Origin of the sequence: Desulfomicrobium macestii, from assembly GCF_014873765.1 — a bacterium.
GTDB classification, from domain to species: domain Bacteria; phylum Desulfobacterota; class Desulfovibrionia; order Desulfovibrionales; family Desulfomicrobiaceae; genus Desulfomicrobium; species Desulfomicrobium macestii.
In genome coordinates this window covers 1-23,163 of the sequence record NZ_JADBGG010000046.1, presented here as the reverse complement: position 1 = coordinate 23,163, position 23,163 = coordinate 1, and the positions used below count along the sequence as shown (strand labels likewise).

General features: G+C 57.2%; 21 protein-coding genes and 1 tRNA gene. 7 read left to right on the top strand and 15 right to left on the bottom strand.

Annotated elements, in window-relative coordinates:
* Positions 1 to 458 precede the first annotated feature (458 nt).
* Both H4684_RS18910 and H4684_RS18905 read right to left on the bottom strand, forming a co-directional pair.
* Positions 459 to 1,649: an ImmA/IrrE family metallo-endopeptidase gene (locus H4684_RS18910; protein WP_192624930.1), complete on the bottom strand. Its 1,191-nt coding sequence runs from the start codon at positions 1,647 to 1,649 to the stop codon at positions 459 to 461.
* A gap of 185 nt (positions 1,650 to 1,834) precedes the next feature.
* Entirely contained in the window at positions 1,835 to 2,131 is a 297-nt protein-coding gene (locus H4684_RS18905) for a type II toxin-antitoxin system HigB family toxin (protein ID WP_192624929.1), read from the bottom strand.
* Between the two features lie 615 nt (positions 2,132 to 2,746).
* On the opposite strand from H4684_RS18905, the gene H4684_RS18900 reads away from it, so the two are divergent.
* The 4 genes from H4684_RS18900 to H4684_RS18885 all read left to right on the top strand — a co-directional run bounded on the left by H4684_RS18900 (position 2,747) and on the right by H4684_RS18885 (position 6,459).
* On the top strand, positions 2,747 to 2,995 hold the full coding sequence (locus H4684_RS18900; RefSeq protein WP_192624928.1) for a helix-turn-helix transcriptional regulator: 249 nt from the start codon (positions 2,747 to 2,749) through the stop codon (positions 2,993 to 2,995).
* On the top strand, positions 2,992 to 4,248 hold the full coding sequence (locus tag H4684_RS18895) for a type II toxin-antitoxin system HipA family toxin (RefSeq protein WP_192624927.1): 1,257 nt from the start codon (positions 2,992 to 2,994) through the stop codon (positions 4,246 to 4,248). Before H4684_RS18900 ends, H4684_RS18895 begins: the two co-directional genes overlap by 4 nt.
* Positions 4,249 to 4,422: 174 nt before the next feature.
* A complete protein-coding gene (locus tag H4684_RS18890; RefSeq protein ID WP_192624926.1) occupies positions 4,423 to 5,433 on the top strand; it encodes an Rpn family recombination-promoting nuclease/putative transposase in 1,011 nt (336 codons plus the stop codon).
* Between the two features lie 630 nt (positions 5,434 to 6,063).
* Positions 6,064 to 6,459, top strand: a complete 396-nt coding sequence (locus H4684_RS18885) for a type VI secretion system amidase effector protein Tae4 (RefSeq protein ID WP_192624925.1) — start codon at positions 6,064 to 6,066, stop codon at positions 6,457 to 6,459.
* 1,213 nt (positions 6,460 to 7,672) lie between these two features.
* Here the strand turns inward: H4684_RS18885 and H4684_RS18880 are convergent.
* Positions 7,673 to 7,750 (bottom strand) — tRNA-Arg (locus H4684_RS18880).
* 228 nt (positions 7,751 to 7,978) lie between these two features.
* Here H4684_RS18880 and H4684_RS18875 point away from each other — a divergent pair.
* The gene (locus tag H4684_RS18875; protein ID WP_192624924.1) at positions 7,979 to 9,340 is read left to right on the top strand and encodes a tetratricopeptide repeat protein; all 1,362 of its coding nucleotides are present in this window, start codon (positions 7,979 to 7,981) and stop codon (positions 9,338 to 9,340) included.
* A gap of 54 nt (positions 9,341 to 9,394) precedes the next feature.
* Entirely contained in the window at positions 9,395 to 11,035 is a 1,641-nt protein-coding gene (gene pgm / locus H4684_RS18870) for a phosphoglucomutase (alpha-D-glucose-1,6-bisphosphate-dependent) (RefSeq protein ID WP_192624923.1), read from the top strand.
* Between the two features lie 435 nt (positions 11,036 to 11,470).
* Here pgm and hypB read toward each other — a convergent pair whose 3' ends face one another.
* From hypB to H4684_RS18850, 4 genes are all read right to left on the bottom strand, one after another.
* Positions 11,471 to 12,127, bottom strand: coding sequence for a hydrogenase nickel incorporation protein HypB (hypB, locus tag H4684_RS18865; RefSeq protein ID WP_092194445.1), 657 nt, complete (start codon positions 12,125 to 12,127; stop codon positions 11,471 to 11,473).
* A gap of 13 nt (positions 12,128 to 12,140) precedes the next feature.
* Positions 12,141 to 12,494: a hydrogenase maturation nickel metallochaperone HypA/HybF gene (locus H4684_RS18860; protein ID WP_092194443.1), complete on the bottom strand. Its 354-nt coding sequence runs from the start codon at positions 12,492 to 12,494 to the stop codon at positions 12,141 to 12,143.
* Positions 12,495 to 12,668: 174 nt separating this feature from the next.
* Positions 12,669 to 12,998, bottom strand: a complete 330-nt coding sequence (locus tag H4684_RS18855; RefSeq protein WP_192624922.1) for a hypothetical protein — start codon at positions 12,996 to 12,998, stop codon at positions 12,669 to 12,671.
* Positions 12,999 to 13,015: 17 nt separating this feature from the next.
* Positions 13,016 to 14,725 (bottom strand): LysM peptidoglycan-binding domain-containing protein, encoded by a 1,710-nt coding sequence (locus H4684_RS18850; RefSeq protein WP_192624921.1) that lies wholly within the window; start codon positions 14,723 to 14,725, stop codon positions 13,016 to 13,018.
* A 131-nt stretch (positions 14,726 to 14,856) separates the two neighbouring features.
* Here H4684_RS18850 and H4684_RS18845 point away from each other — a divergent pair, with 131 nt between their 5' ends.
* On the top strand, positions 14,857 to 15,510 hold the full coding sequence (locus H4684_RS18845) for a CBS domain-containing protein (RefSeq protein ID WP_092194437.1): 654 nt from the start codon (positions 14,857 to 14,859) through the stop codon (positions 15,508 to 15,510).
* Positions 15,511 to 15,557: 47 nt separating this feature from the next.
* Here the strand turns inward: H4684_RS18845 and H4684_RS18840 are convergent, their stop codons facing one another.
* The 8 genes from H4684_RS18840 to H4684_RS18805 form a co-directional block, all read right to left on the bottom strand.
* Positions 15,558 to 16,391 (bottom strand): MBL fold metallo-hydrolase, encoded by an 834-nt coding sequence (locus H4684_RS18840; RefSeq protein WP_192624920.1) that lies wholly within the window; start codon positions 16,389 to 16,391, stop codon positions 15,558 to 15,560.
* A 36-nt stretch (positions 16,392 to 16,427) separates the two neighbouring features.
* On the bottom strand, positions 16,428 to 16,742 hold the full coding sequence (ppnP, locus tag H4684_RS18835; RefSeq protein WP_092194433.1) for a pyrimidine/purine nucleoside phosphorylase: 315 nt from the start codon (positions 16,740 to 16,742) through the stop codon (positions 16,428 to 16,430).
* 154 nt (positions 16,743 to 16,896) lie between these two features.
* A complete protein-coding gene (locus tag H4684_RS18830) occupies positions 16,897 to 18,204 on the bottom strand; it encodes a M23 family metallopeptidase (RefSeq protein WP_192624919.1) in 1,308 nt (435 codons plus the stop codon).
* Between the two features lie 153 nt (positions 18,205 to 18,357).
* Positions 18,358 to 19,182 (bottom strand): ADP-ribosylglycohydrolase family protein, encoded by an 825-nt coding sequence (locus H4684_RS18825; RefSeq protein ID WP_192624918.1) that lies wholly within the window; start codon positions 19,180 to 19,182, stop codon positions 18,358 to 18,360.
* Positions 19,169 to 19,447 carry a HypC/HybG/HupF family hydrogenase formation chaperone gene (locus tag H4684_RS18820; RefSeq protein ID WP_092194427.1) on the bottom strand — a complete coding sequence of 93 codons (279 nt, stop codon included), beginning with the start codon at positions 19,445 to 19,447 and terminating at the stop codon, positions 19,169 to 19,171. The genes H4684_RS18825 and H4684_RS18820 overlap by 14 nt, the downstream gene beginning before the upstream one ends.
* Before the next feature lie 9 nt (positions 19,448 to 19,456).
* Positions 19,457 to 19,942 (bottom strand): HyaD/HybD family hydrogenase maturation endopeptidase, encoded by a 486-nt coding sequence (locus tag H4684_RS18815; RefSeq protein ID WP_092194426.1) that lies wholly within the window; start codon positions 19,940 to 19,942, stop codon positions 19,457 to 19,459.
* Positions 19,943 to 20,040: 98 nt separating this feature from the next.
* Positions 20,041 to 21,750 carry a nickel-dependent hydrogenase large subunit gene (locus H4684_RS18810; protein ID WP_092194424.1) on the bottom strand — a complete coding sequence of 570 codons (1,710 nt, stop codon included), beginning with the start codon at positions 21,748 to 21,750 and terminating at the stop codon, positions 20,041 to 20,043.
* Positions 21,751 to 21,801: 51 nt separating this feature from the next.
* Positions 21,802 to 22,761, bottom strand: a complete 960-nt coding sequence (locus H4684_RS18805) for a hydrogenase small subunit (protein WP_092194422.1) — start codon at positions 22,759 to 22,761, stop codon at positions 21,802 to 21,804.
* Positions 22,762 to 23,163: the final 402 nt, after the last annotated feature.

Sequence of the window (23,163 nt, the reverse complement as noted above, 5' to 3'; positions counted from 1 at the left end):
ATGACGCCAGAACATTTCTGTCGGCAGTATGGGAAAAACCTGAACCGTGGGGAAACTCTCAAGAATTGAGTGGTCCGAAGTTTCCCGGCAGGTCAGTCCTTGCAGAACTATTTGCCAGAAGAGCAGCGCATTAAAGCTATTTCAAATTTATGATCGTTTTTTATTCTTAATGTCCGAAATATGGGTCACGTCTCGCTTTGACTTTTCTTTGCACCTTCCTTCACCTTCTCCAATATGTTTTTGGATTTTTCATCCTGGGTCACCCGTCGTTCGACCCGGGTCAGGGTGGCGCTGACGGTGCGGTAGGTGCGTACTGACAGTGACTCGGAGATTTCTTGCAGTGGTTTTCCGCAAAGAGTGCGCAGCAGAAAAATCGGGGGTGCCGGGTATCCGGCAATCCTGCCGCGATCCCCGTTTGGGCCTCGTTTGCCCTGTGCTCACAAATGGCCGCCAGGTCATCACTCTGCCGGGCTCTGTTCGGCTTCAAAAAAAGCGCGGACGCGCCCCCGGCCGACAAGCCTTGAGAATTTTCTGTATTCGTTTGCCTTATATTGTACACGGCCCGCGACGATAGAAACGTCGACGTCGCACTCCTGCGCAAGTCGGATGACCGACTCCAAGGTTGCTGCTTCCGGGTCCGGGATGATCGCATTGAATATTTCGGCCGGGACCGTCATGGCTTCCACCAATTCGTTTGCTTCGCGTTCGACCTTTTCCAGATCTTCCGGATCAAGAAGATCATCGGCCAGGTAATCTTTCACATGATCGCATACGATGTGCGCCACTTCGTGCAAAAGGGTGAACCAGAAATAATCTTTCCGGTCGTAGCGCAAACTGAGACCGATGGCCGGTCGCCCGCCATCGATAACCACCACGCCGCCGTCGATCTTCGATTTTTTGTACTGGGGAACGATGACAACGGGAATTCCACGATCGGCGAGATAGCCGATGGCCAGAAGCATCCCGTTCTGCTTTTTTGACAGGTGCGCAAGGCTGGACAGTTCGGATCGGCTGATGCCCTTGTATGGCTGCGCCGGCAGATTGTCCTGCGCCCGTTTGGCGACTTCCACGAGCCAGGCCTTGATCGCATACGGGTCGCTTGCCGGGCCCGGCCTGATCCCCTGCCGCAACCTGGTCGAAGCAAAGTCCAGCCGGGCATCTCCGATAAGCCCGGCCACAAGCTCACGCGCATTGCTCGCCAAGGTTTTATACGTGGCTCGTAGGTATTTCTCCCCGAACAGGCCTCTCCTGGCCATTTCAACGAGGGGGAAGGCCTGCCAGTTCACAGACGACTCTTCGGCCGTGCCCCCGACCAGCGCTGCCAGGGGGATTCCCAGTTCGTTGGAAAGGATCCGGATCTGGTTGACGGTCAGGTCCTTGGATCCGTTCAGGACCTTGGAAACGGCGCTCGCGGACCCCAGGTATTTGGCCATATCCTTGGGGGTGAGAATGTTCTCTTCCATGAAGAGTTTCAGCACCTCCGACACCGGGGCTTCCGGAATAGGGTAGTGTCCCTCTTCGAATTTCTCGACCAAAATCGCCAGCACTTCCAGTTCGTCAACCTCGGGCGATCCTTCGGGGGCCGAAATAAGCTCTTCGATTCGAGCAAGCGCCTTCTCATAGTCCGCATGGTCACGGATAGGCTTCATGGTCCCCGCCTCCTATTTTGAATTGTCCACGGTATCGACGTCTATCAGTCCGTTGAAAAACGGCGATCTGCTGCGTCAGCGAAAAAATCCAGACCGCTTATGTATGCGCAATACACCGCGCGCCCTGGATTTTTTCACTTCCTTGCATCTCACCATTTTTGAACGGCCTGAGAATTTTGAATTTTTCAAAAGTCAGCTATGGGGTCGTACTCCGGATGACTGCCTACGAACTTCACGTAGACGACCCCTGCCGCATAATTGATGGACGTCACGATTCTGAGCTTGTTGCCTGCGCAGTTGAAAACCACGCGTCCCCCAGGCCGGATGCTGGCGTTTCCAAAGGAAGCCTTCACATCCATGGGGGTTTTCCATCTCTGTCCTTTGGCGATCCTGTACCACGCGGACAGCGGATCACGGCCATAGGCGTTTTCTGGCGTCCTTTCCCAATAATCACGCAGCAATTTGACAGAGATGACGTGCATATGAGTGACATCTAATTTTTGGATATACGTATGTCAATATATAATTTTCCAAATTGGAAACGCTTATTTTGATGCCGCTCAAGCCAAGTGGTGATGCCTGGAAAAGTGCTGCCAGCGCCATGCCTGGCAAGGGTCGACGGCACGGAGAGTATTTCAGAACCGGGACGATGACCTGGTCAGCATGTTTCCGAAACGGCACTGGACTGGTTCGAAAATCGGGCGTCTTTTCCTGAGCTACGCCATGGTGATGGTGTAGTTGTGTTTCCTCGGACTGAAGTTGTAGGACGTCGGCATCCACATGGCCGAACATAGCTACTCCAAATTTTCGGTCTATCGAAAATACTATTGGTCTCAGATACCCAGTCAGGACAGAGTTTTTCCCGTGGGCCCTGGGACGAGAAAATGTTTATCGTGTTCGGAAATTCAGCGCTGGAAAAATGATGGGCCTCGGTCCTTTTGGTGGGTGACCTCTATTTCTGTCCAATGCTGCACATATTTCCCGATCGTGCCATTATTGCATGCCAGACGCATGTACGGTTCAAAAATTTCCCGATCAGATAATTCACTTGAGATTTTGCGAGACAGGCGGCATAATTTCCCGAAGAGGAAATTTTTATGACCACATTCATCGAAACTCCGCAACATCTCGGGGAAATCGTGCGCAAGGCGCGCAAGGCACTGCGCTTGACCCAACCGCAACTGGCGCTTGCTGCTGGCGTAGGTGTGCGTTTCATCGTTGATCTGGAAGCTGGCAAACCCACCGTCCGCCTGGAGAATGTTCTGCGCGTCCTTCAGGCTCTCGGTATAACTCTCAAGGCGAGCGGTCTGGACGATATCAGCGAAGATCCGGGAGTCAGGGCATGAGTCGCATCCTTGAGGTTTGGCTGCTGGGCCAGTCTGTCGGTCAGTTGGTGCAGGTCGATGGACGACTGAGTTTCAGCTATTCGCCGCATTGGTTGCAATCGCCAAGTGTGCAGCCTCTTTCACACAGCCTGCCTCTACGTTCGGAGTCTTTTGACGACAAAGCCACTCGTCCCTTCTTTGCAGGCCTGCTGCCTGAGGGGGACAAACGCAAATTGGTTGCTATGGCTTTGCAGGTATCGCGTCAGAACGATTTTGCCCTGCTCAATGGCATCGGTGGCGAATGTGCGGGGGCAGTGACGCTGCTCGAACCCGGCCAACAGCCAGAAGTGCTCCCGTCCGAGCAATATGTCCGCTGGTTGGATGATGGGGAACTCGTCGCCATTCTGGATGAATTGCCCCACCGACCAATGTTGGCTGGTAAGGACGGGCTACGCTTGTCATTGGCTGGTGCGCAGGACAAGTTGCCGGTGGTGTTTGCCAACGGGCGCATCGGCTTGCCTATGCAAAATACTCCAAGTTCTCATATTCTTAAGCCCGCCATCAGCGCCGTAGAGGGCAGCGTTTTCAACGAGGGGTTCTGCTTGGCTTTGGCAATGCGACTGAAACTGCCTGCCGCCAGAGCATCCATTCGCCGCGTCGCTGATCGACCTTATCTGCTGGTGGACCGTTACGACCGCCAACGTCAGCCTGATGGCTCCTTGCAGCGTCTGCATCAGGAGGACTTCTGTCAGGCGCTCGGTGTTGCGCCCGAGTACAAGTACCAAAATGAAGGTGGCCCGGATCTGACGCAATGCTTCGAACTCTTGCGCAAGGCCACGCGGCCCAGCGCGCCACAAGTGTTGCGCTTGCTCGATTACGTCATTTTCAATGCCCAGATTGGTAACCACGATGCTCACGCCAAGAATTTCTCCTTGAGTTACGCACCCGGTGGTTCGAGGTTGACACCCCTCTATGATGCCTTGTCGACAGCGATTTATCCCAACCTGACTGACAAGATGGCCATGAAGATTGGCAGCAAGTACACGTTTACCGAGATTCAGTCGCGGCATTGGGAACAGTTTGCTAAAGCTGCAGGCCTTTCGCCAGCACAGGCCAAAAAGAGAATTTTGGCCCTTGCTCAACAGTTGCCAACGCATGCAAAAGCCCTGCACGTCCAGTTTGCCGCTGAAGGACTGGATCATGCGGTTCTGGCTTCAATCGTAGAACTCATCGAGCGCCGCTGCTTGCTGGCCGGTAACCGCCTGGCTGGATAGAGAGATTGGCGATGTTACGAGCAGGTCATAATGACACACGCCTCCATCGTGGTACCGTCGCTTCGTGTAGGGATTGACATGTAAATCCAGATGTGGGGGTACCAGTTGTCCTGAAGGGTACCGCAGAAAAAAGTGGTGTTGTTTCAGGCTGATCGCTGGCGTATGGCCTGTGGGATGAACCCGGTCAACAACGTCCATGACACACTCTTCAGGCAAACCATGAGTCACAAGGACGTGGCTGCGGACTTTCTTCGCAACTACCTGCCCGAAAACGTGACCAGACATTTGCTTTTGGACACTCTGTCCATTGGCAAGGACACCTTCGTAGGTGGGGATCAACGAGAGCATTATTCAGACATGCTTTACTCGGTTCGGCTTGCGGGCGGGAAATCTGCGTACGTGTACCTGCTTTTTGAACACAAGAGCAGCCCCGACCGTTTTGTCGCGCTGCAACTGTTGCGCTACATGCTCGAAATCTGGGAGCTTCATCGCAAGCAGAACAAGGGCGCAAAGACCTTGCCGCTCATCCTTCCCATAGTCGTCTATCATGGCCGTACCCGCAGGCAGGCCGTCAGACTTCTGGAACTCATGGGCCTGCCGGATTCGGATCTTGGTCGATACGTGCCGGATTTCGATCAGGCCTTTTATGATTTTTCTCCAGACTCGGAGGAAGAGATCAAGGGAGCCATCCTCTTGCGCCTCGCGCTGACGTGCCTGAGGGCCAAGAACAATCCGACCGTTGAGCGACATGTGCGTGAGATCTTCCGGATGTTGCGCGAACTTGGAGATGACGCGCCTTCGCTGCAATGGCTGACGACCATTGCAGGATACGTGTTTCAGACCATGGACATCGACCGTGACGTCATGCACACTATCGTCAGAGAAACTCTCGGACCGGGAAAGGAGGAAGCAGTCATGACAATCGCGGAACGTTTACGCAGCGAAGGTCGGACGGAAGGTCGGATGCAGGGACGGACGGAAGGTCGGATGCAGGGACGGACGGAAGGCGAAGTTCTGGGACGGTACGCGGTTCTTCAGCGCCAACTCACCAAACGCTTCGGCCTGAGCATCCTGGACCTCCGCACCCAGGAGCGTCTGAGCACCGCCACGGCCGGTCAACTCGATCTCTGGGCCGAACGCATCCTGGACGCAAGGACAATCGAGGATGTGTTCCGCGAATACTAGGCCTTTCCGCATACAGATGATTGTCATTGATGCCTTATCTATCTCTATATAACGTTTAACGTATCAACGTATCGGTTCAGAGCTTCCGTCAGCAGATCCACTGAGGATCAAGGCAAATGGGAGCAGCATAGGGGCAAATCTGCCGTTTGCTTTTGTCGATGGCATGTATAGTAAATTTTATTGCTAGATATTTCCTGATTCTTCTAATTACAAGTTCGATTGGTGGCTGGCATTAACTCGATCGAAAATCAAAACTCCAGTACACCAGTATCCCCAATAAAACTCACCGTCGAAACCTCTCTCTTCCCAGTCTGCAGAATTTCTGCCTTGTAAGACCCTTTCTTGATCTCAACCTCTTTGCTCTGCCCCTCTCTGATCTCCATATGGACAACTCGGCGGATGGTGTAGTTGTGTTTTCTCGGACTGAAGTTGGAGGACGTCGGCATCCACATGACCGCACATAGCTACTCCAAATTTTCGGTCTATCTAAAATCGTGTGAGTATGGATACTTATTTATGTGCGCTAATTATTCGTTACCTGCCCCGATTCATTTTTCTTGGCGTTCGTATGATCTTCCGGAATCGCATTTTGCTGATCCGCATTTTCGGCAATATTCACGTGGAGGAGATATGAAGCCCAGTTATTCCTTGTTGGAACTCAACTATCCAGCCGCGTTGGCGCCGTGCTCCGGGGCATGGGCCAACCAATGCGCCATTCGCCTGAGCATTGCGCTCCAGCAAGCCGGAGTATCCTTTTCCGGCTACGGTGACCCGACATGTGTTCATGGTCACGCTCGTGGAGCCGAATCGCTGGCGAATTTTCTGTGGAGGTCGATCGGGCCTGCTTTCAAATATTCTAAAAACGCTCAGTCAAAGATCGCTCATCAGAAAGGCATTGTCTTTTTCAAGGACATCAGCGGGTTCCGCGGCGGGCAGGGAGACCACATCGACCTCTGGAACGGTTATGGAACCAAGTCTGGCGAGTATTTTCAAGAGTCCGGGGAGGTTTGGTTTTGGCCGCTGTAATGAATGCTTTTGTGGGGATGTGCGTGGCCTTCCTGCTAATGTCCGGATGGCTCTGGGCCGAAGGGAAGGCTGAATGTGTTCAGGTTTCCGGGGTTGATGTGTGCATCAGTGATGGCTCGGTTCGTTACGGAGAAAATCAGGACCGGCTTGAGGCCGCATTTTCGGAGCGGGCGGTCTTCGCGGTTGACGCATCCGGAACGCCGCAGGTCGTCCGGACCGGGAAGGGGAGCGTCGTTGCGGTTGTAGATTCCAGCGCAGTGCATGGCATCGGAGAATGCAAAACGACAGTGCGCGGAATTCTGGTTACCCCGGCCGGGAAGGTCCGGCTTTGCCCGAAGGTTCAGAATGTTTGGAGCTGTTCCCGTGGGCCATGGGACGAGAAAATGTTTATCGTGTTCGGAAATTCAGTGCTGGAAAAGTAATTGGTTCTGGAAGCATTGTGCTGGTCAATTTTCGGGTTGGGATTGGGGGAGGCCGGTGCGCAAAATGTGAACGGGCTTCCTTTTGCCGGAAATATTCGAAATTCCCGTCGCAGACTCAGTTCACTCAACCAGCCAAGCATGGACCGACTACATACAACCTCTCCAATTTGCTCAAATGGGCATACTTACCGGCTTAGAATCGATTTATGTTGTTATATTTCAGGTTGTTGAATATAAAATTCGCAAATTTTCAATCAGAAATCCCATTCTAGCGCCCCCAAAAGGCCCTTTTTGAATAAAAAGATCTATCATTTCAATATACTGTCGGTCTCAGAGACCCAGGCCGACCCAACTTTCGGGTTGGGATTGGGGGAGGCCGGTGCGCAAAGTGTGAACGGGCTTCCTTTTGCCGGAAATACTCGAAATTCCCGTCGCAGACCCAGTTCACTCAATCAGCCAAGCATGGACCGACTACATACAACCTCTCCAATTTGCTCAAATGGGCATACTTACCGGCTTAGAATCGATTTATGTTGTTATATTTCAGATTGTTGAATATAAAATTCGCAAATTTTCAATCAGAAATCCCATTCTAGCGCCCCCAAAAGGCCCTTTTTGAATAAAAAGATCTATCATTTCAATATACTGTCGGTCTCAGAGACCCAGGCCGGAACAGAGACCCAGGCCGGAATGATGCCGGTGAGGATCGTGGCCCTGAATGGATTCAAGAGGCGAGGGAGGCTGGTGCACAAAAAAAGGTTCCGAACTGAAGTCCGGAACCTAAAGGTCCTTGGTGCCCCCACCATGACTCGAACATGGGCTAACCGGGATTAGGAATCCCGTGCTCTATCCACCTGAGCTATGGGGGCGGTCCGTTGTGGAGCAAATTCTTTAGGCGAGGCGGGGGGTAAAATCAAGCATATTTAACCCTTGAAAAATGTCTTCGTGGGCGCTCCCGGCCGGGAGGGGATGCGTCTCTTTCCCGGGAGAGCCCAGGAACGCGTTGAACATCCGTGCGGCTTTGTGTATTCTTGCGCAGTTGCCTGAGTTCTCATTTCGGGAAAGGCTCGCCAACGAATCAAAACGGGTGAAAATCGATGGGTACATACGTTGCTGCTTCTGCGCCGGGTCAGGATACCTACGGAGCCACGATCTTCGATTACGCCCTGTCCGGGGGAAAATTCGCGGCCTTGACCGATGACACGGTCTTTGTGGAGCTGATCAAGTCGGTCCTCTATCACAGCATGGGCTTGTCGAAAAAATCCTTCCATCATTTCACCCGGCTGGACGATCTCTTCGAGCTTCTGCACGAGGACAGGGACGCCAGATTCATCATCTGTCTTGAGCGCCGCGCGGCAGAGGCGGACATGTCCCAGGTCATGGAGCGCATCATGCGACTGTGTCCCGGCGCGGGCCTCATCGTCCTGACCCAGGAAGTGGACCAGTACACCACGGCGCTTCTGGTCGAACAGGGCGCACACAACATCATCACCAAGCCCATTTCCGTGGCCTCCTTCAGCGAGAAGCTGGCCTTCACCATCGCCCCCCAGGGCAAACTCAGCAAGCTCATCGAAAAGGGCAAGAAGCTGCTCGAATCCGGCGGCTGGGGCGAGGCCCTGCTTGTGGCCGAGGACATTCTGCAGCAGAAGCCGGATAGCGCGGTGGGGTTCATGATCAAGGGCGACGCCTATCTGGGCCTCGACATGACCTCCCGGGCCGAAGAGAATTACCAGCGGGCCGTGAAGAGCGCCGAGCTCTACCTGGCTCCGCTCAAGCGTCTGGCCGCGCTCTACGAGCAGGCCGGGGACGCCGCGAAGCAGCTTGAATGTCTGCGCCGCCTGAACGAGATCAGCCCGCTCAACACGCAGCGCATCCTGCATATCGGAGAACTCGAGATCACACGCGGCAATACCGCCGTGGCCGAGGAGATGTTCCGCAACGTGATGCAGTTGGCGCAGCGCGAGGCCGCCGAGTTCCTGTCCAACCTGTCGAGCAGGATTGCCGACATCTGCGCCAACCGCGATCCGGACATGGCCATCCACTATTCGAAAAAGGCCCTGGATTTGCGGGGCGACAACATCACGGCGGCCGACGTCGCCACCGTGACCATCCTTGGCATATCCCTGCGCAAGCAGGGCAAATGGCGCGAAGCCATCGCCGAGTACCTGCGCGTGCTGGCCGTTGTGCCCGGCAGCGCGACCCTGCTCTACAACATGGCCATGGCCTACAGCGAAGGCGGCGAGACGAGCAAGGCGCTCAAGGCGGTGGAGAAAGCCCTGAAGCTTGATCCCGCATTGCCTTCTTCGGGCAAGAACGTGGCCTTCAACATCGGCACCATCTTTCAGAAGGCGGGGCGAAACGGGACGGATTTTTTCAAGAAAGCCTACGAACTGGACCCCAACGACAAGATGCTCTGGTCCGCGCTGAAGCGGTCCCAGGCGCTGCACGAAAACACCTGACCGGCCAAGGCTCTTGGCCGGGTTGTCTCTTTTTCTCATCCACAAGGAGTATTCATGGCTGTCCATCCCCTTGCCGGCGCATCCGTGCCGGAATCAATGCGCATAAACGTGCCCCGGCTGATCTCCGACTACTACACCCTGGCTCCGGACCCTTCACGGGCAGATCAGCTTGTGGCCTTCGGCACTTCCGGGCATCGGGGCTGCGCTTTCAAGGCGTCCTTCAACGAGCCCCACATCCTGGCCATCACCCAGGCGGTCTGCGAATACCGTGCATCGCGCGGCATTGACGGCCCCCTCTTTGTGGGCATGGACCCCCACGCCCTCTCGGAGCCCGCCCTGCGCACGGTTCTGGAGGTTCTGGCCGCGGCCGGAGCCGATTGCCGCTTTCAGCAGGGCTTCGGCTACACCCCGACGCCGGTCATCTCCCACGCCATCCTGACCTACAATCGGGGGCGTGCTTCCGGCCTGGCTGACGGCCTGATCATCACTCCCTCGCACAATCCGCCCGAAGACGGCGGCATCAAGTACAATCCGCCCCACGGCGGACCGGCCGGGACCGAAGTCACGGCCTGGATCGAGAAACGGGCCAACGCACTGCTCGAAGACACCCGCACGGTGGCGCGCATCCCCCTGGCCCGGGCATTGAAGCAGGGCCTGTGCCGGGAGCACGACTTCATCCGCCCCTATGTCCTTGATCTGGAGAACGCCATCGACATGCAGGCCATCCGGAATGCGGGCATCGGCATCGGCGTGGACCCTCTGGGCGGCGCGGGGCTTCCCTTTTGGGAACCCATTGCCGAGCATTACGGCCTCGACATCAAGGTGGTCAGCACGGTGCTGGACCCGACCTTCATGTTCATGAGCCTCGACAAGGACGGCAAGATCCGCATGGACTGCTCCTCGTCCCATGCCATGGCCAAGCTCATCGCCATGAAGGACTCCTTTTCCATCGCCTTCGCCAACGACCCCGACGCCGACCGCCACGGCATCGTCACCGCCGGGCATGGGCTCCTGAATCCAAACCATTACATCTCCGTGGCCATCGACTATCTGCTCGCGCATCGTCCGGACTGGTCGCCCTCGGCACAGGTGGGCAAGACCCTGGTCACCAGTTCCATGGTCGATCGCGTGGTGGCGGCGCATGGGCGCGGAGTGCGGGAAGTGCCGGTGGGATTCAAGTGGTTCGTGGATGATCTTCTGGCCGGAACCTGCTGCTTCGGCGGTGAGGAGAGCGCCGGGGCTTCCTTCCTGCGCCGCAACGGCGAGGCCTGGACCACGGACAAGGACGGGATTCTTCTGAACCTGCTCGCCGCCGAGATCACCGCCGTCACCGGCAAGGACCCCGGCGACATCTACGCGAAACTGGAATCGCGGCACGGCAGCCCCATCTACGAGCGCCTTCAGGCTCCGGCGGGCATGGCCCAGAAGAAGCTGCTCTCGTCGCTCTCGGCAGAGCAGGTGACCTCGGCCGAACTCGCAGGCGAGCCCATCCTGGCCAAGATCACCCATGCCCCGGGCAACGGCGCGGCCATCGGCGGCCTGAAGGTGGTCACGAAAAACGGCTGGTTCGCGGCGCGGCCCTCGGGCACCGAGGACATGTACAAGATCTATGTGGAGAGCTTTCTGGGCCGCGAGCATCTGGAGCGTATCAAGATCGAGGCCCAGGACATGGTCGACGGGGTCCTCAACGGCTGAAAAAGTCCCTTCGGACTGCGTTGTACGTTTGTTTCAAAGAGCTCATGTAGACGGCTACACATCGCCCTTCAAAATAGCCGCGCGCTCTTCGCAAGGGCGAGCCCGTCGTCCGGTTGCGGATGGCGGGCTTGTCCGCGTTTGGCGGTAGGGCTGCGCAGACGAAAGGCAGTGGATTCCCGCCTGCGCGGGAATGACGATGAGGCATCCCGGCAGTATGGAGTCTGGACCGCCTTGTCAAAAAAAGCGCATCTCTTTCGCCGATTATCGTGTCATTCCCGCGCAGGCGGGAATCCATGACCGATTACGACTACCGGCTGGCGCACACGTTCGTCATTCCCGTGCAGGCGGGAATCCATGACCCGTTTCAGTGAATCCCAAAAAAAAGACGCCCGCCATCGTTTCCGAGGGCGGGCGTTTTGCCGTCATTGCCGAAAATTACTTTTTCTTCTTGGCCCGTTCGCGGCGCAGCCAGTCGTACCAGGCGTCCATGCCTTCGCCGGTGGTGGCGGAGAGGGCGAAGATCTCGATGTCCTTGTTGATGGAGCGGGCAAAGCCGCTGGCGCGCTTCACGTCGAAGTTGACGTAGGGCAGCAGGTCGATCTTGTTCAGGATCATGACCTTGGATTCGGCGAAGATGAAAGGATATTTTTCAGGCTTGTCGTCGCCTTCGGTCACGCTCAGGATGGTGACCTTGAAGTCTTCGCCGACGCTGAATTCCGCGGGGCAGACCAGGTTGCCCACGTTTTCGACGACCAGGATGTCGACGCCGTCCACGCCGAGCTTCTCGGTGGCGTCGCGGACCATGGAACTGTCGAGGTGGCAGCCGCCGGCGGTGTTGATCTGCACGGCGCGGGCCCCCGTGGCGGCCACGCGGCGGGCGTCGTTCTCGGTCTGGCAGTCGCCTTCGATGACGGCCATGTTGAACTCGTCCTTCAGGTCGGTGAGCGTTCTCTCCAGAAGGGAGGTCTTGCCCGAGCCCGGCGAACTCATCAGGTTGAGGGTCAGGATGCCGCGAGCGCTGAGCGCTGCGTTGAGGTCGGCCGCGACCGCGTCATTGGCCTCGAGAATATTGCGTACCACATCGACTTTCATGCTTTCCTCCACGTTATTCGGCTTCGATGTTATCTATGTAGAGTTCACGGCCGGAGATGATCTCGTGTCCCAGTTCCGTAGTGCACTGCGGACAGGGCATGATGACACGTTCCTCCAGGCTGGGGCTGAATTCGTGGCCGCATTGACGGCAGCGCACGACCATGGGTTTGACCTCGGTCTCCATCTTTGCGCCTGCAAACGGAGTGTCGATGGTCAGGATTTCAAAGGAGGTTTCGAGGGCTTCGGGCACAATGGCCGAGATTTGGCCATAGACGATCTTGAACGAGTGCAGTTTGGTGAGGCCGTGCTTGGCCATTTCTTCGCCGATGATCTTGATCAGGCTCTCGGCAATGGAAAGTTCGTGCATTTTTACTCCCTGACAGGCCGTTTAAAACCGGGGATCCGCGTCTTCACCGCGAAAAATCCAGAACCTGATGCATGCAGGAATGCGTTTGGCTCCGGTATTTTCTGCGCTCCTCGCATTTCACCATATCATTGAACGGCCAGGACATTTGAAATTTTTCAATGGTCGGCGAAGAGCTTATGAACGGCGCTCCGATGCGTAAGCCGTGTCCAGGGCATTGTCCAGAGCAATGCGGGATCGGGTCAGGGCTTTGCCGGCGAGAGTGCAGCGGTACATCTCCCAGTCCTGGTGATTGATGATGTCGATGATGCCGCGCACATCCGGGCCGACGAGATGCAGCAACCCCTCAAGATCACTGTCCACGTCGATGAAGACGCCTTCGTGCACGAAATCGAGGACTTGGCCGCTGACCTCGCATTCGTAGCCGGACAAATGCCTGAGGCATGATTTCAGTTCGTTCTCATTGAGTCCGGCCAGATGGCCGTAAACGCGAAAGTCGTGAGGCATTGGGCAGTCCTTGTGGTTCAGTCGGGGAGAACAAAGCAGGTGTAACCTTCATGAGAGAGTACGGAGACAAGGAACGGGTCCGAAAAACGCCGGTCCAATATGGCGATTCTGCTTGTCCCGCCCGAAACCGTCCACGCCGGAACCTGCACCGCGATGCGGTTTTGCGCTCCCTCGTGCCAGGAGGCCTGGATCATGCCCTGGCGCAGCAGGTCCTTGTCGCGCAACAGCTGCAGCAGGGAACCGAGCGTGTCGGGCATGGTCCGCCCGAAGGTCTCCTCCGGATTGCTCGGGTTCATGGCCCGGATAATCTCAAGGTGCGTGGCCACGGGAACATAGATGGAGTCGCGCGGGCGGGACGGCAGGCGTGAAAGTTCGTTGTACTCGTCCAGTTCGATGAGCTTGATCTGGGCCGCATCGAGCACTTCGTGCAGTCCCTGAGGCAAAGACGGTGAGTCCTTGCTCTGCCGGGACCAGATCATGTGGATGCGCTTTTGCCCGCCTTGCTCCATGATGGCGATTTGCGGCGACATCAGGGTCACGCCGACGCCGTTACGGGAAAGCACCAGTTCCCTGCCCGCGCCCCAGAGCCGAAAATGCTTCGGGAAGGAGGATGCCAGTTTTTCCAGCACGTCCTGCAGGCTCCAGCGGGGCGAGATGGTGCAGACCTTCATGCCCAGTTTGTTGGCGCTGGCGATCCATGCTGCGTTTTTCGGCACGGGGCAGAAGAGGATCTTGCCTCCCCAGGGAGCGTCCAGCAGCGGAGTTTCGGACAGTTTGACGACCAGCCATTCCGAACCGGGCAGGGGGAACATGCTTTCGTCACCGGGCACGAATTTGAAACGCATCTGTTCCAGCACCGTTTTGACAAAAGGCAGGCCGGTTTTGGGCGAGCGTTCCGTTTTCTTTGTGGCCGTGGCGTTCGACGTGTCGGATTGCCCGGTGCCGTCCGCGCTGCCCGTGCTGCCCGAGGATGGCGTCACGGTTTGCGGCGGCTCTGCCAGGGGGATTTGCGGAGGCTGCAGCACCAGCGGAGCAGGAGGTGCCGGTCGGGACTGCGGCTGAACCGGGCGGCTTTGGACCGCCGGGGCCTGGCCTGTCTCGATGACTTGAGTCACGACGGTTTGCGCCGGTTTCGCGGACTGCTGCGCAGGCGGAGCCGGGACAGGGGCGGGAGCCGGAACTGTTTCGTCATTGGTCGTGACGGGCAGGATGACTTCCTGTCCGACGCGCAAGGTGTTGCTGTTGGGGACTTCGGGGTTGAGTTCAAGGAACAGGTCGAGGTACCGGCTGTAGATCAGCTTGTTTGATATCCCTTGCGCCTTGAGGATCTGGATCAGCGTATCCCCCTGGCGTATCACGTAGGGCTTTTTTTCATATGCTCCCGGGGGAACCGATGCCCGGGGTCGCTTGATCCCGGCGTCGGCGGCGGAGGATACTTCGGGAATCTGGATGACCTGACCCGGCATCAGTCGGTTGATGTCCGGGATATGTGGGTTCAAAGTTTGGATGACGGGTAGGGCACGCTGGATCTGAGAGGCGGAATAGCCTTTTGATTCCAGAATCTTGTAGAGCCATTCGCCTGGCTTGACGATATGCTCCTCTCCGGGTTTGCGATCGACGCGGATATTTTTTTCAAAGAAAAGTCGTAGCGGTTTTTCTGAAAATCCCGGCTTGGTTATGCTTGTCAGGAAGCATAGAGCAAGAATAAGAAGAACTGCACGTTTCATGGTTTTCAGATGGACCCGTTTTTTTCTGCCTGTTATTTCCGGTAATGGAACCAAGGATATAGCAAAAAGGATGGAGGCTGTCACTGCACTTTGCGTAAAGGGATTCACCCGAACGACTGAAGGAGTATATCATGTATGTAGGCCTTGCCATGGACAGACATGTCCCCACCATCACTTCGGATACGCTGATTATCAAAGCGGATCGAATGATGGAGGAGAACAGACTTTGGATTTTGCTTGTTGTCGAGGATGGAAAGCTTAAAGGATATGTGGCCAAGGAAGATATCCGGGCTGCATTGCCATCCGGCGCGACAACATTCAGTAAGCATGAAATCAATTATCTCCTGTCCAGGATGACGGTAAAGGAGTTGGTGCGTAGCTCGATGCCTACCGTGACTCCGGAAACGGAAATCGAGGTCGCGGCCAAGATCATGTTCGACAAGGATCTGGCCGGGCTGGCCGTGGTCGACAGGAAAAACCGGCTCAAGGGGTACATCAGCCGGGGTTCCATGCTGGCCGTGCTGGTGGAGGAAATGGGACTGGAGCTGGGCGGTGTGCGCATCGTCATCGAGGCCGAGGATCGCAAGGGCCTCATGGCCGAGATCAGCAGGCTCTTTTTCGACCTGGGCGTGAATATCCTGTCCACATCGACCTTTTTTCGCGACAGCCAGCGTTTGCTGGTCTTCCGCGTGCGCGCCGACGACCCCGAAGCCCTGCAGCGGGTGCTGACGGACAAGGGGTACAAGATCGCCGGGCCCGAGCGCTTCGAGGAGGAGTGGGCATAGACGGTTTTACGCAAGGACGCTTTCACTCAGGCGAAAGCGTCCTTTTTTCAGCGGTAGGTTATCTCAAGCCCCACCCCGACCTCGCGCAGGGGCGCAACCGCCGCCAGCGCGATTTTCGAGTCCAGATCCGTGCAATGGCACGGGCTCAAGGTTTTGGGTCCGATCCGGCGCAGATATTCCACCGTCCCTTCCATGCGCTCCTGTGACGGGGAGAGCAGGTGCAGCCCGCCGATGATGTCCGTGATGCGGGATTCGCCGGTCAGGTCCATGGCCTGGGCCACGATGTTGCAGATGCCCGCGTGGGAGCAGCCAGTTATGATGACCAGCCCCTCGCTTCCCCGGTACACCAGGGCCGAATCGTCCATGATGCGGTCCGGCGTTTCCTGCCCCTCTTTGAAACCGATGCCTTCGGTCTGCTCGAATCCGATCCGGCGTGGTATCTCTCCCAGAAAAAGAAGCCGTTCGCTGATCTTTTGCGCAGCCTTCCCAAGCCTCATGTCGTAATGCCTGGCCAGCTTGCCGGGTTCCAGAAGCGGTCCGATCTCCGGACACTGGTCCAGGGCGATGCTGGTGAAGGCCTCGGGATGGGCGACCAGCGCGGGGCGTTTGCACGGCCGTCCTTCAAGGCGAAGTTCGCAGAGGCGCCGGGTCAGGGCCTCAAGTCCCCAGGTGTGGTCCATGTGCCCGTGCGAAAGCAGCACGAAATCCAGGTCGTCCAGGGAAAGGCCCATTTTCCAGGCGTTTGTCAGGAACAGGTTCGAATAGCCGCAGTCGAAGAGGATTTTGCGGCCGTCCTCCTGGATCAGCAGGGACAGGCCCGGCTCCCCCTCGTAATAGCGGTCGATCAGGGTGTTGTTGTCAACCAGAACGGTGAGTTTCATGCCGGGCTCCTGCCTCGATCGGACGCCTGTCCGGGTTCATTTGATGTAGGAGCAGCAGTAGTCGGTGACGACGCGGACCTTGAGGGAGAATTTTGCGTTGGCCGGGACCTCGAAGGCCGTCCCGTCGCTGAATGTCCGCCAATCGGTTGCGCCCGGCAAGAGGACGTCCAGCTCGCCCGACTGGATTTCCATCAGTTCCTTTTCGGCCGTCCCGAATTCGTATTCGCCGGGGAGCATTATTCCGAGCGTTTTTTTGGAGCCATCGGGAAAAACAAGGGTGCGGCTGGTGACGTTGCCGTCTGAGTAGATGTTGGCCTTTTTCAGGACGGTGACATTGGAAAATTCGGACATGGCTGGTCTCGCTGGGTTGAGGTGCTGGTGGAAAAGCTTCAGGGGTCCGGCCAGGTTTCCTGCGGCCGACGAAAATGCACTAGTCCAGGCGGGCCCGTCTTGTCATCCGGCGCATTTGCGCCGGGCGTAAAAAAAGGCCCCGGGGGGCCTTTTGTCACTGAAGTTTGGAGGTGATGTTGTGGTCGATCCACTGCGGGTCCCACCATTCGATGGGCTGCACCTCGACACCGGAAACCAGCACGCCGAAGTGCAGATGGTCTCCGCCGGCCATGCCCGTGGCTCCGGTCTTGCCGATGGTCTGGCCGCGCTGGACCGTCTCTCCCTTTTGCACGTGGATTTCGCTCAGGTGCGAATACAGGGATTGCAGACCGAACCCGTGGTCGATGACGACCACGTTGCCGTAGATGCCCATGAATTCGGCCAGGACGATGCGCCCGGTGTTTCCGGCCGGAACCGGGGAGGCCGCAAGGGACGCCAGGTCCACGCCCAGATGGGTCTGGTTGTCCACGGCCTTGCCATCATACTTGTAGGTTCGGTTGTCGGCGAAGGCCGCCATGGGCGCACTGTTGGGCAGGCGGATGAAGGTACCGTCCCAGAGCTTCTGGGGCACGGTGTCCTTGCCGAGTTGAATCAGCGAGCCCACGTTCTTGGCCCGAAGCTCGGAGTTGACCTTGAGGAAGATGTCCAGGGGCGTGGCCGCGTCGGGATAGAGGTCCGCGAACTGACCCATTTTCGACTGCAGGAAATTGTCGGAGATGTTGATGTCGTCGTGCCTGAATTTTTTCATCAGAGGCCGAAAGTTGAATCCGATTGTCGATTCGTTGCCCGCCAGATCCCCGGCCACCAGGATAGGCGTGACGGCCTTGGGGTCGGCGTTGAAGGGCAGGGCGAAGAAGCACAGGTATTTTCCGGGCTGATAGGGATAGCCGGGGAAAAAGTGATCGCCCATCTTCACGCCGCTCGCGGCCAGTTCCTCGTTTGTGCTGTAGACCACGAGGCCGGTTCCGCCATGGTTGACGTTGTGCTGGCCTGAAAGAACGGAGATGACCGGAGGCTTGGAATCGATGTCCAACTGGCGCACGACCTGAGCCCTGTTGCCACGTCCCAGGCGGTGCCAGGAGGTGTCCTTGACTGTGACCGTCAGGGTCAGGGCCTCGTTCTTGATGCCTGTCTTGGGGAGGGTGAATTCTTCGCGCAGTTCCCTGGTCCCGGCGGGCAGGTTCTTGTTCATGATCTCGATGCTGTTGCTGCCCTGGGTGGCGACGACAAGCACGCTGCGCAGCGCGGAGTCCTTGTCCGCCGCCGTGATGGTGAACACGGTTCTGGTGCTGGCCGTGGTCTGCTCGGGAGTCAGGGCAAGAGTCGGCGGATTCCATTCCGCCTTGACGTAATACATGGCTCCGATGGCTCCAAGAAGAAGCAGGATGACAAAAAAGAAGGCTGTAGAGATACGGTTTTTCATACCAAATGCTCGTTGTTTGAGGTCTTGTATGTGGGGATGGCGGGCAGGGGGCCGCGCAAGTCCGAATGTCAGGCGCTAATGGGGACGCGAAAAATCGCCGCAAGCATGAGCCATGCTACGGACGCGGTTCAGTTTTGGCAAGTTATGAAGAATTTAAAAGCTGATCAGTTGATTTCCCATTTGTTTCAGCATGTTGCTGCGCTCCAGGCTTTGCCGCCAGACCTGGGGGATGAGATCCCGGCCGTACCATGCGCCGGCAATTTGGCCGTATGCGGCCAGAGCGCGTGGGCCATGAGGGAGGCATTTGATGCTGCCTTCGGCAAAGGAATCGCTGTCGCTGAATGCCTCCATGGCCGCCTGCAGGGCGACCGCCACCTGCGATTCGGCTCGGCGGGGAGCGGCGGAACACAGCTGGGCGATTTCGGGGATGATGTCCTCCGGGAGCCCTGGGCGCAAAATCCGCGATTTTTCCGTGGTGTGCAGCGCCTCGAAGATCATGGCCGCCAGCAGTCGGCAGGCGTCCACGCTCTGGGGAGAGGCGTGCGTGGTGGCGGTCGATTTGGCGCAGGCATCGAGCATGGCATCCCTGGAATCCGTGAAATACATGACCACCGGAGCCACTCGGGCCAGGCAGACATCGCCCTGTGTCAGGCTTTCGTCCAGCGGGTTCCAGGTGCGCTCGAAGCGCAGTATGGCCTGCTTGACGGTGTCGTCGATGAAGTCGCAGGTCTCGGTGGAGCTCAGGTAGCCGTAACGGAACCAGCTCGTATAGCGGACCATCTGGTCGCGTTGGTCGATTCCGCCGATTTCGATCAGGCTCTCGGCCAGGCTCAGGGCCATGGATGTTCCGTCACCCCAAAGGGCCGGAATCAGCGGCGCGTTTTCGGATACGCTGGAGGGGTTCGATTTTGCCAGCGCTTCGCAAACCGCAAGGCCGACCAGACTGCCCAGTGACTTGTCCGAATCAGGCCTTGGCACGATCAAGCTCCTCCTGCTCGTACTTGCGCTGCACTTCGTCGTAGGCGTCGGCCAGTTCGCGCAGAATGGCCAGGGATTGCTGGGCCTCCAGCAGGTCGAGCTTGCGGATGGCGAATCCGGCGTGGATGATGACGTAGTCGCCAAGGGACGGCTCTCCGTCGAGGAGCATGAGAGACGCGGTGACGAAGGTCTCGCCTTCGCCGACCCGGCACTGCGCGACGCCGTTTTCAATGGATTCAATTTTGGCGGGAATGGCCAGACACATGGTGACTCCTTAGTTCGGGGTGCAGGTTCCGCCGGCGGATTCGATTTCGCGGATAACGGAATCGATCATCACGGGCATGGACGAGACGGCCGTTGGCGAAAGTTCCAGGGCCATGGAATCGTAGTCGAAGGGCTCCATGCCGATGACCACGGCTTCGGGACGATTTCCTACAATTTCGCACATGCCAAGGGTATCGACAAGGTCGGTCTGGTGCATGGAATCGCGAAAGGCCAGGCTTTTGCGCAGATCATCGCCCATGAGCCGGTACACGGAGCCGGGCTTGTCGTCGCAGAGAACCGCGTCGCAGACGATCAGGTAGTCCGATTCGATGATCGGCCCCATCAGCTTGGTGCCCAGCGTGCCGCCGTCCATGAGGGTGACGTTGTCCGAAAATTTGTATTTTTCCTGCATCTGCTCAATGCAGCGCACACCGATGCCTTCATCGGTGAAAAGAATATTGCCCACGCCAAGAACGAGAATGCGTTTTTCAGTCATGAACGTATCCATGTTTGAGGAATTAAAAAGAAATGCTACGCAAATTTGTGGGTTGATTCAAGAGCGGGAAGGGCCCCGAAATCGGGGCCCTTATTATTTTACAGAATCTTGAATTTGCGGACCTGGTTGGTCCTGGAGTCGATGACATGCACGCCGCAGGCGATGCATGGGTCAAAGGAGTGCACGGTACGGAGAATTTCCACCGGGCGTTCGGCATCGGCGATGGGCGTGCCGATAAGCGCCTCTTCCACTGCGGACATTTTGCCGGCTGAGCAGCGCGGTCCGAAGTTCCAGGTCGAGGGTACGACGAGCTGGAAGTTCTCGATCTTGCCGCCCTTGATCTTGATCCAGTGGCTGAGCGCGCCACGGGGGGCATTGACGTAGCCCACGCCTTCGGCTTCGTCGGGCATGGTCCAGTCCTGATAGATCTTGTTGTTGCCGCTCTTCACGTTCTCGGCCAGTTCGTTGACCCAGTCCATGAGTTTGTCGGCGATGACCTTGGTCTCGATGCCGCGGGCGGCCGTACGTCCAAGAGTGGAGAAGAGGGCCGGAGCACCGACTCCAAGATAGCCCAGCACGTAATCGACGAGTTTCTTAACTTCCGGATGTCCCTTGCCGTAAGCGATCAGAACCGTGGCCAGAGGACCGGTTTCAACGGATTCGCCATTGTAGCGGGGCGCCTTCATCCAGGAATAGCGGTCGCGGTCTTCGTAGCTGGTGTACTGCGGTTCGGTCACGCCCGTGTATGGGTGGTGGGCCTTGTCGCCCTGGTACCAGCTGTGGCGGACGTGTTCTTCGATCAGCTTGGGATCGAAATTGCCGACTCCGCCGATGTTGCGGTTCATGATCACGCCCTGGGGAATCCAGCGGCTGTTCATGTCGCTCTCGACGGAGGGGAATTCGCCGAAGCTCAGGAAGTTGGTGGTGCCGCCGATGCCTGCCCAATCCTTGTAGTAGGACGCCACGGCCAGCAGGTCCGGGATGTAGCATTCGTCGATGAACTGCTTGGTTTCCTGGAACAGGCCCACGAATTCGGCGATGCGCTCGTCGGTCAGACTTTCGTAACAGGTCACGCCGCCGACAACGGTGAACTGGGTGTGCGGGTTCTTGGCGCCGAAAACGGCCATGGCGCGGGCTGCCTTGACCTGCAGATGCAGGGCTTCAAGGTAGTGGGCGGTGGCGATGAGGTTTACTTCCGCGGGCAGATAGTAGGCTTTGTGTCCGCCCAGGAAGTAGGCGTTGGTGAAAATGCCGAGCTGGCCGGAATCGACCAGGCCCTTGACCTTGTCCTGTACGGCTTTGAGGTCTTCGGCCTTGGTCACGCGGGACGAGATGGAGTTGGCGATGGATGCGGCCTTTTTGGGGTCGGCGGTCAGCGCACCGGTGACATCGACCCAGTCCAGGGCGTGCAGATGATAGAAATGCACGATGTGGTCATGCAGGAACTGGGCGGCCAGCACCAGGTTGCGGATGAGGCGCGCGTTGTCGGGCAGGTTCTTGTCCACGCCGACGGCATTGTCCACGCAACGGGTAGAGGCCAGGGCGTGCGTATAGGTGCAGACACCGCAGGAGCGCTGGGTGAAATGCTGCGCATCGCGGGGGTCACGGCCTTTGAGGATCAGCTCCAGTCCGCGGAAAAGCTGGGAGCTTGACCAGACATTGGTGACCTTGCCCTGATCCACTTCGACTTCGATTTTGAGGTGGCCTTCGATGCGGGTCACCGGATCCACGATGATGGGTCCCTTGAAGGTTGTATCCATTGGGGTGGCTATAACACCCGGAGCTTGGTTGGGTTTGCAACCGGACATATGTACTCTCCTCTGATTTCAGTAAATGTTGAGCCTTGAGCAACAGCCTTCTTATGCTTCTTCGTAGAAGGGGGAAGCGGCGTCCCAGAAATCGGGTTCACTGCAGCCGATACAGGGATGACCGGCCTGAACCGGCCAGTTCGTCTGGTTGAACTTGACCTTGGGGCAGTTGTTGTAGGTCATGGGGCCTTTGCAGCCGAGCTGGTACAGGCACCAGCCCTTGCGGGCCTCTTCCGAATCAAAGGAGGGGGCGAACTCGCCGGCTTCGTAATGGGGCAGGCGCTCGCACTGTTCATGCACGGTTTCACCGAAAAACATGATCGGCCGGTTTATGGAATCCATTTCCGGGATGGCCAGACTGTGGGTCAGGAGATGAACGATGGTTCCAACGAGGTTGTAGGGGTTGGGGGGACAGCCGGGGATGTTGACTGCGTTGACACCCAGATGCTTGAGTGCGTCGTTGATGCCCTTGGCCTCGGTTGGGTTGGGGCTCGCAGCCTGAACGCCGCCGTAGGTGGCGCAGGTTCCGTAGGAAATAACGGCGATTGCCTTGGGCAGGATTTCGGAGTTGATTTCAAGCATGGTGCGGCCGCCGACCATGCCGTAGATGCCGTTGTCCTTGGTCGGGATGGCTCCTTCAACAACACAGAGAAAGCCGTTGGGGGAGCTTACGGCCGCGTGCAGGGCTTCTTCAGCCTTGTGTCCAGCGGCGGCCATGATGGTTTCATGGTAGTCGAGGCTGATTGTGTCCAGAATCAGGTCGTCGATAAAGGGACGTACAGCGCGGAGAATGGATTCGGAGCAGCCTGTGCATTCCGCGTTATGCAGCCAGACCACGGAAGGACGCTTGGGGGAAGTCAGCGCCAGGGCGATTTTGTTGGCGAATGACGCCTCCATACCCATGACCGCTGCGATTGTGGTACAGAACTTCATGAAATCTCGGCGTGAGACCCCACTTTTTTCCAACCGCTCTTCGGCCCCGGGTTTGCCTAAACCTACAGAAACCTTCATAACACACCTCCATCAGTGTATGAATAAAAGACAGGCGACAATTGTTGTCGGCCTGTCATGTCCACAATCGGGCAGGATGTTCGTCGAATTCGTGTTGTTGACCCGTGGTGTCCACAATCAGCAAGGATGCTCGGTGAATATTTCCTTTTCTTTCCCGTTACATGGCTATGTATTGGAGGTCAATACGTAGTATGAAAAAAATGATGTAGTATCACATTTTTAGATATAAAAGGAGTTACGCATCACAGAGGCTGATATGAGTGCCAACGTGTTACTTTTTTTATTCTTGTAACACGGCCGGGGAGGTTTTATTACTCCGAGCCCTAAACAGTTAACATTTTAGGCTGCGTATCGAACATGTTGTCCGTGGAAATACTTCTGAACAATCGAGGGCCTTCTCTG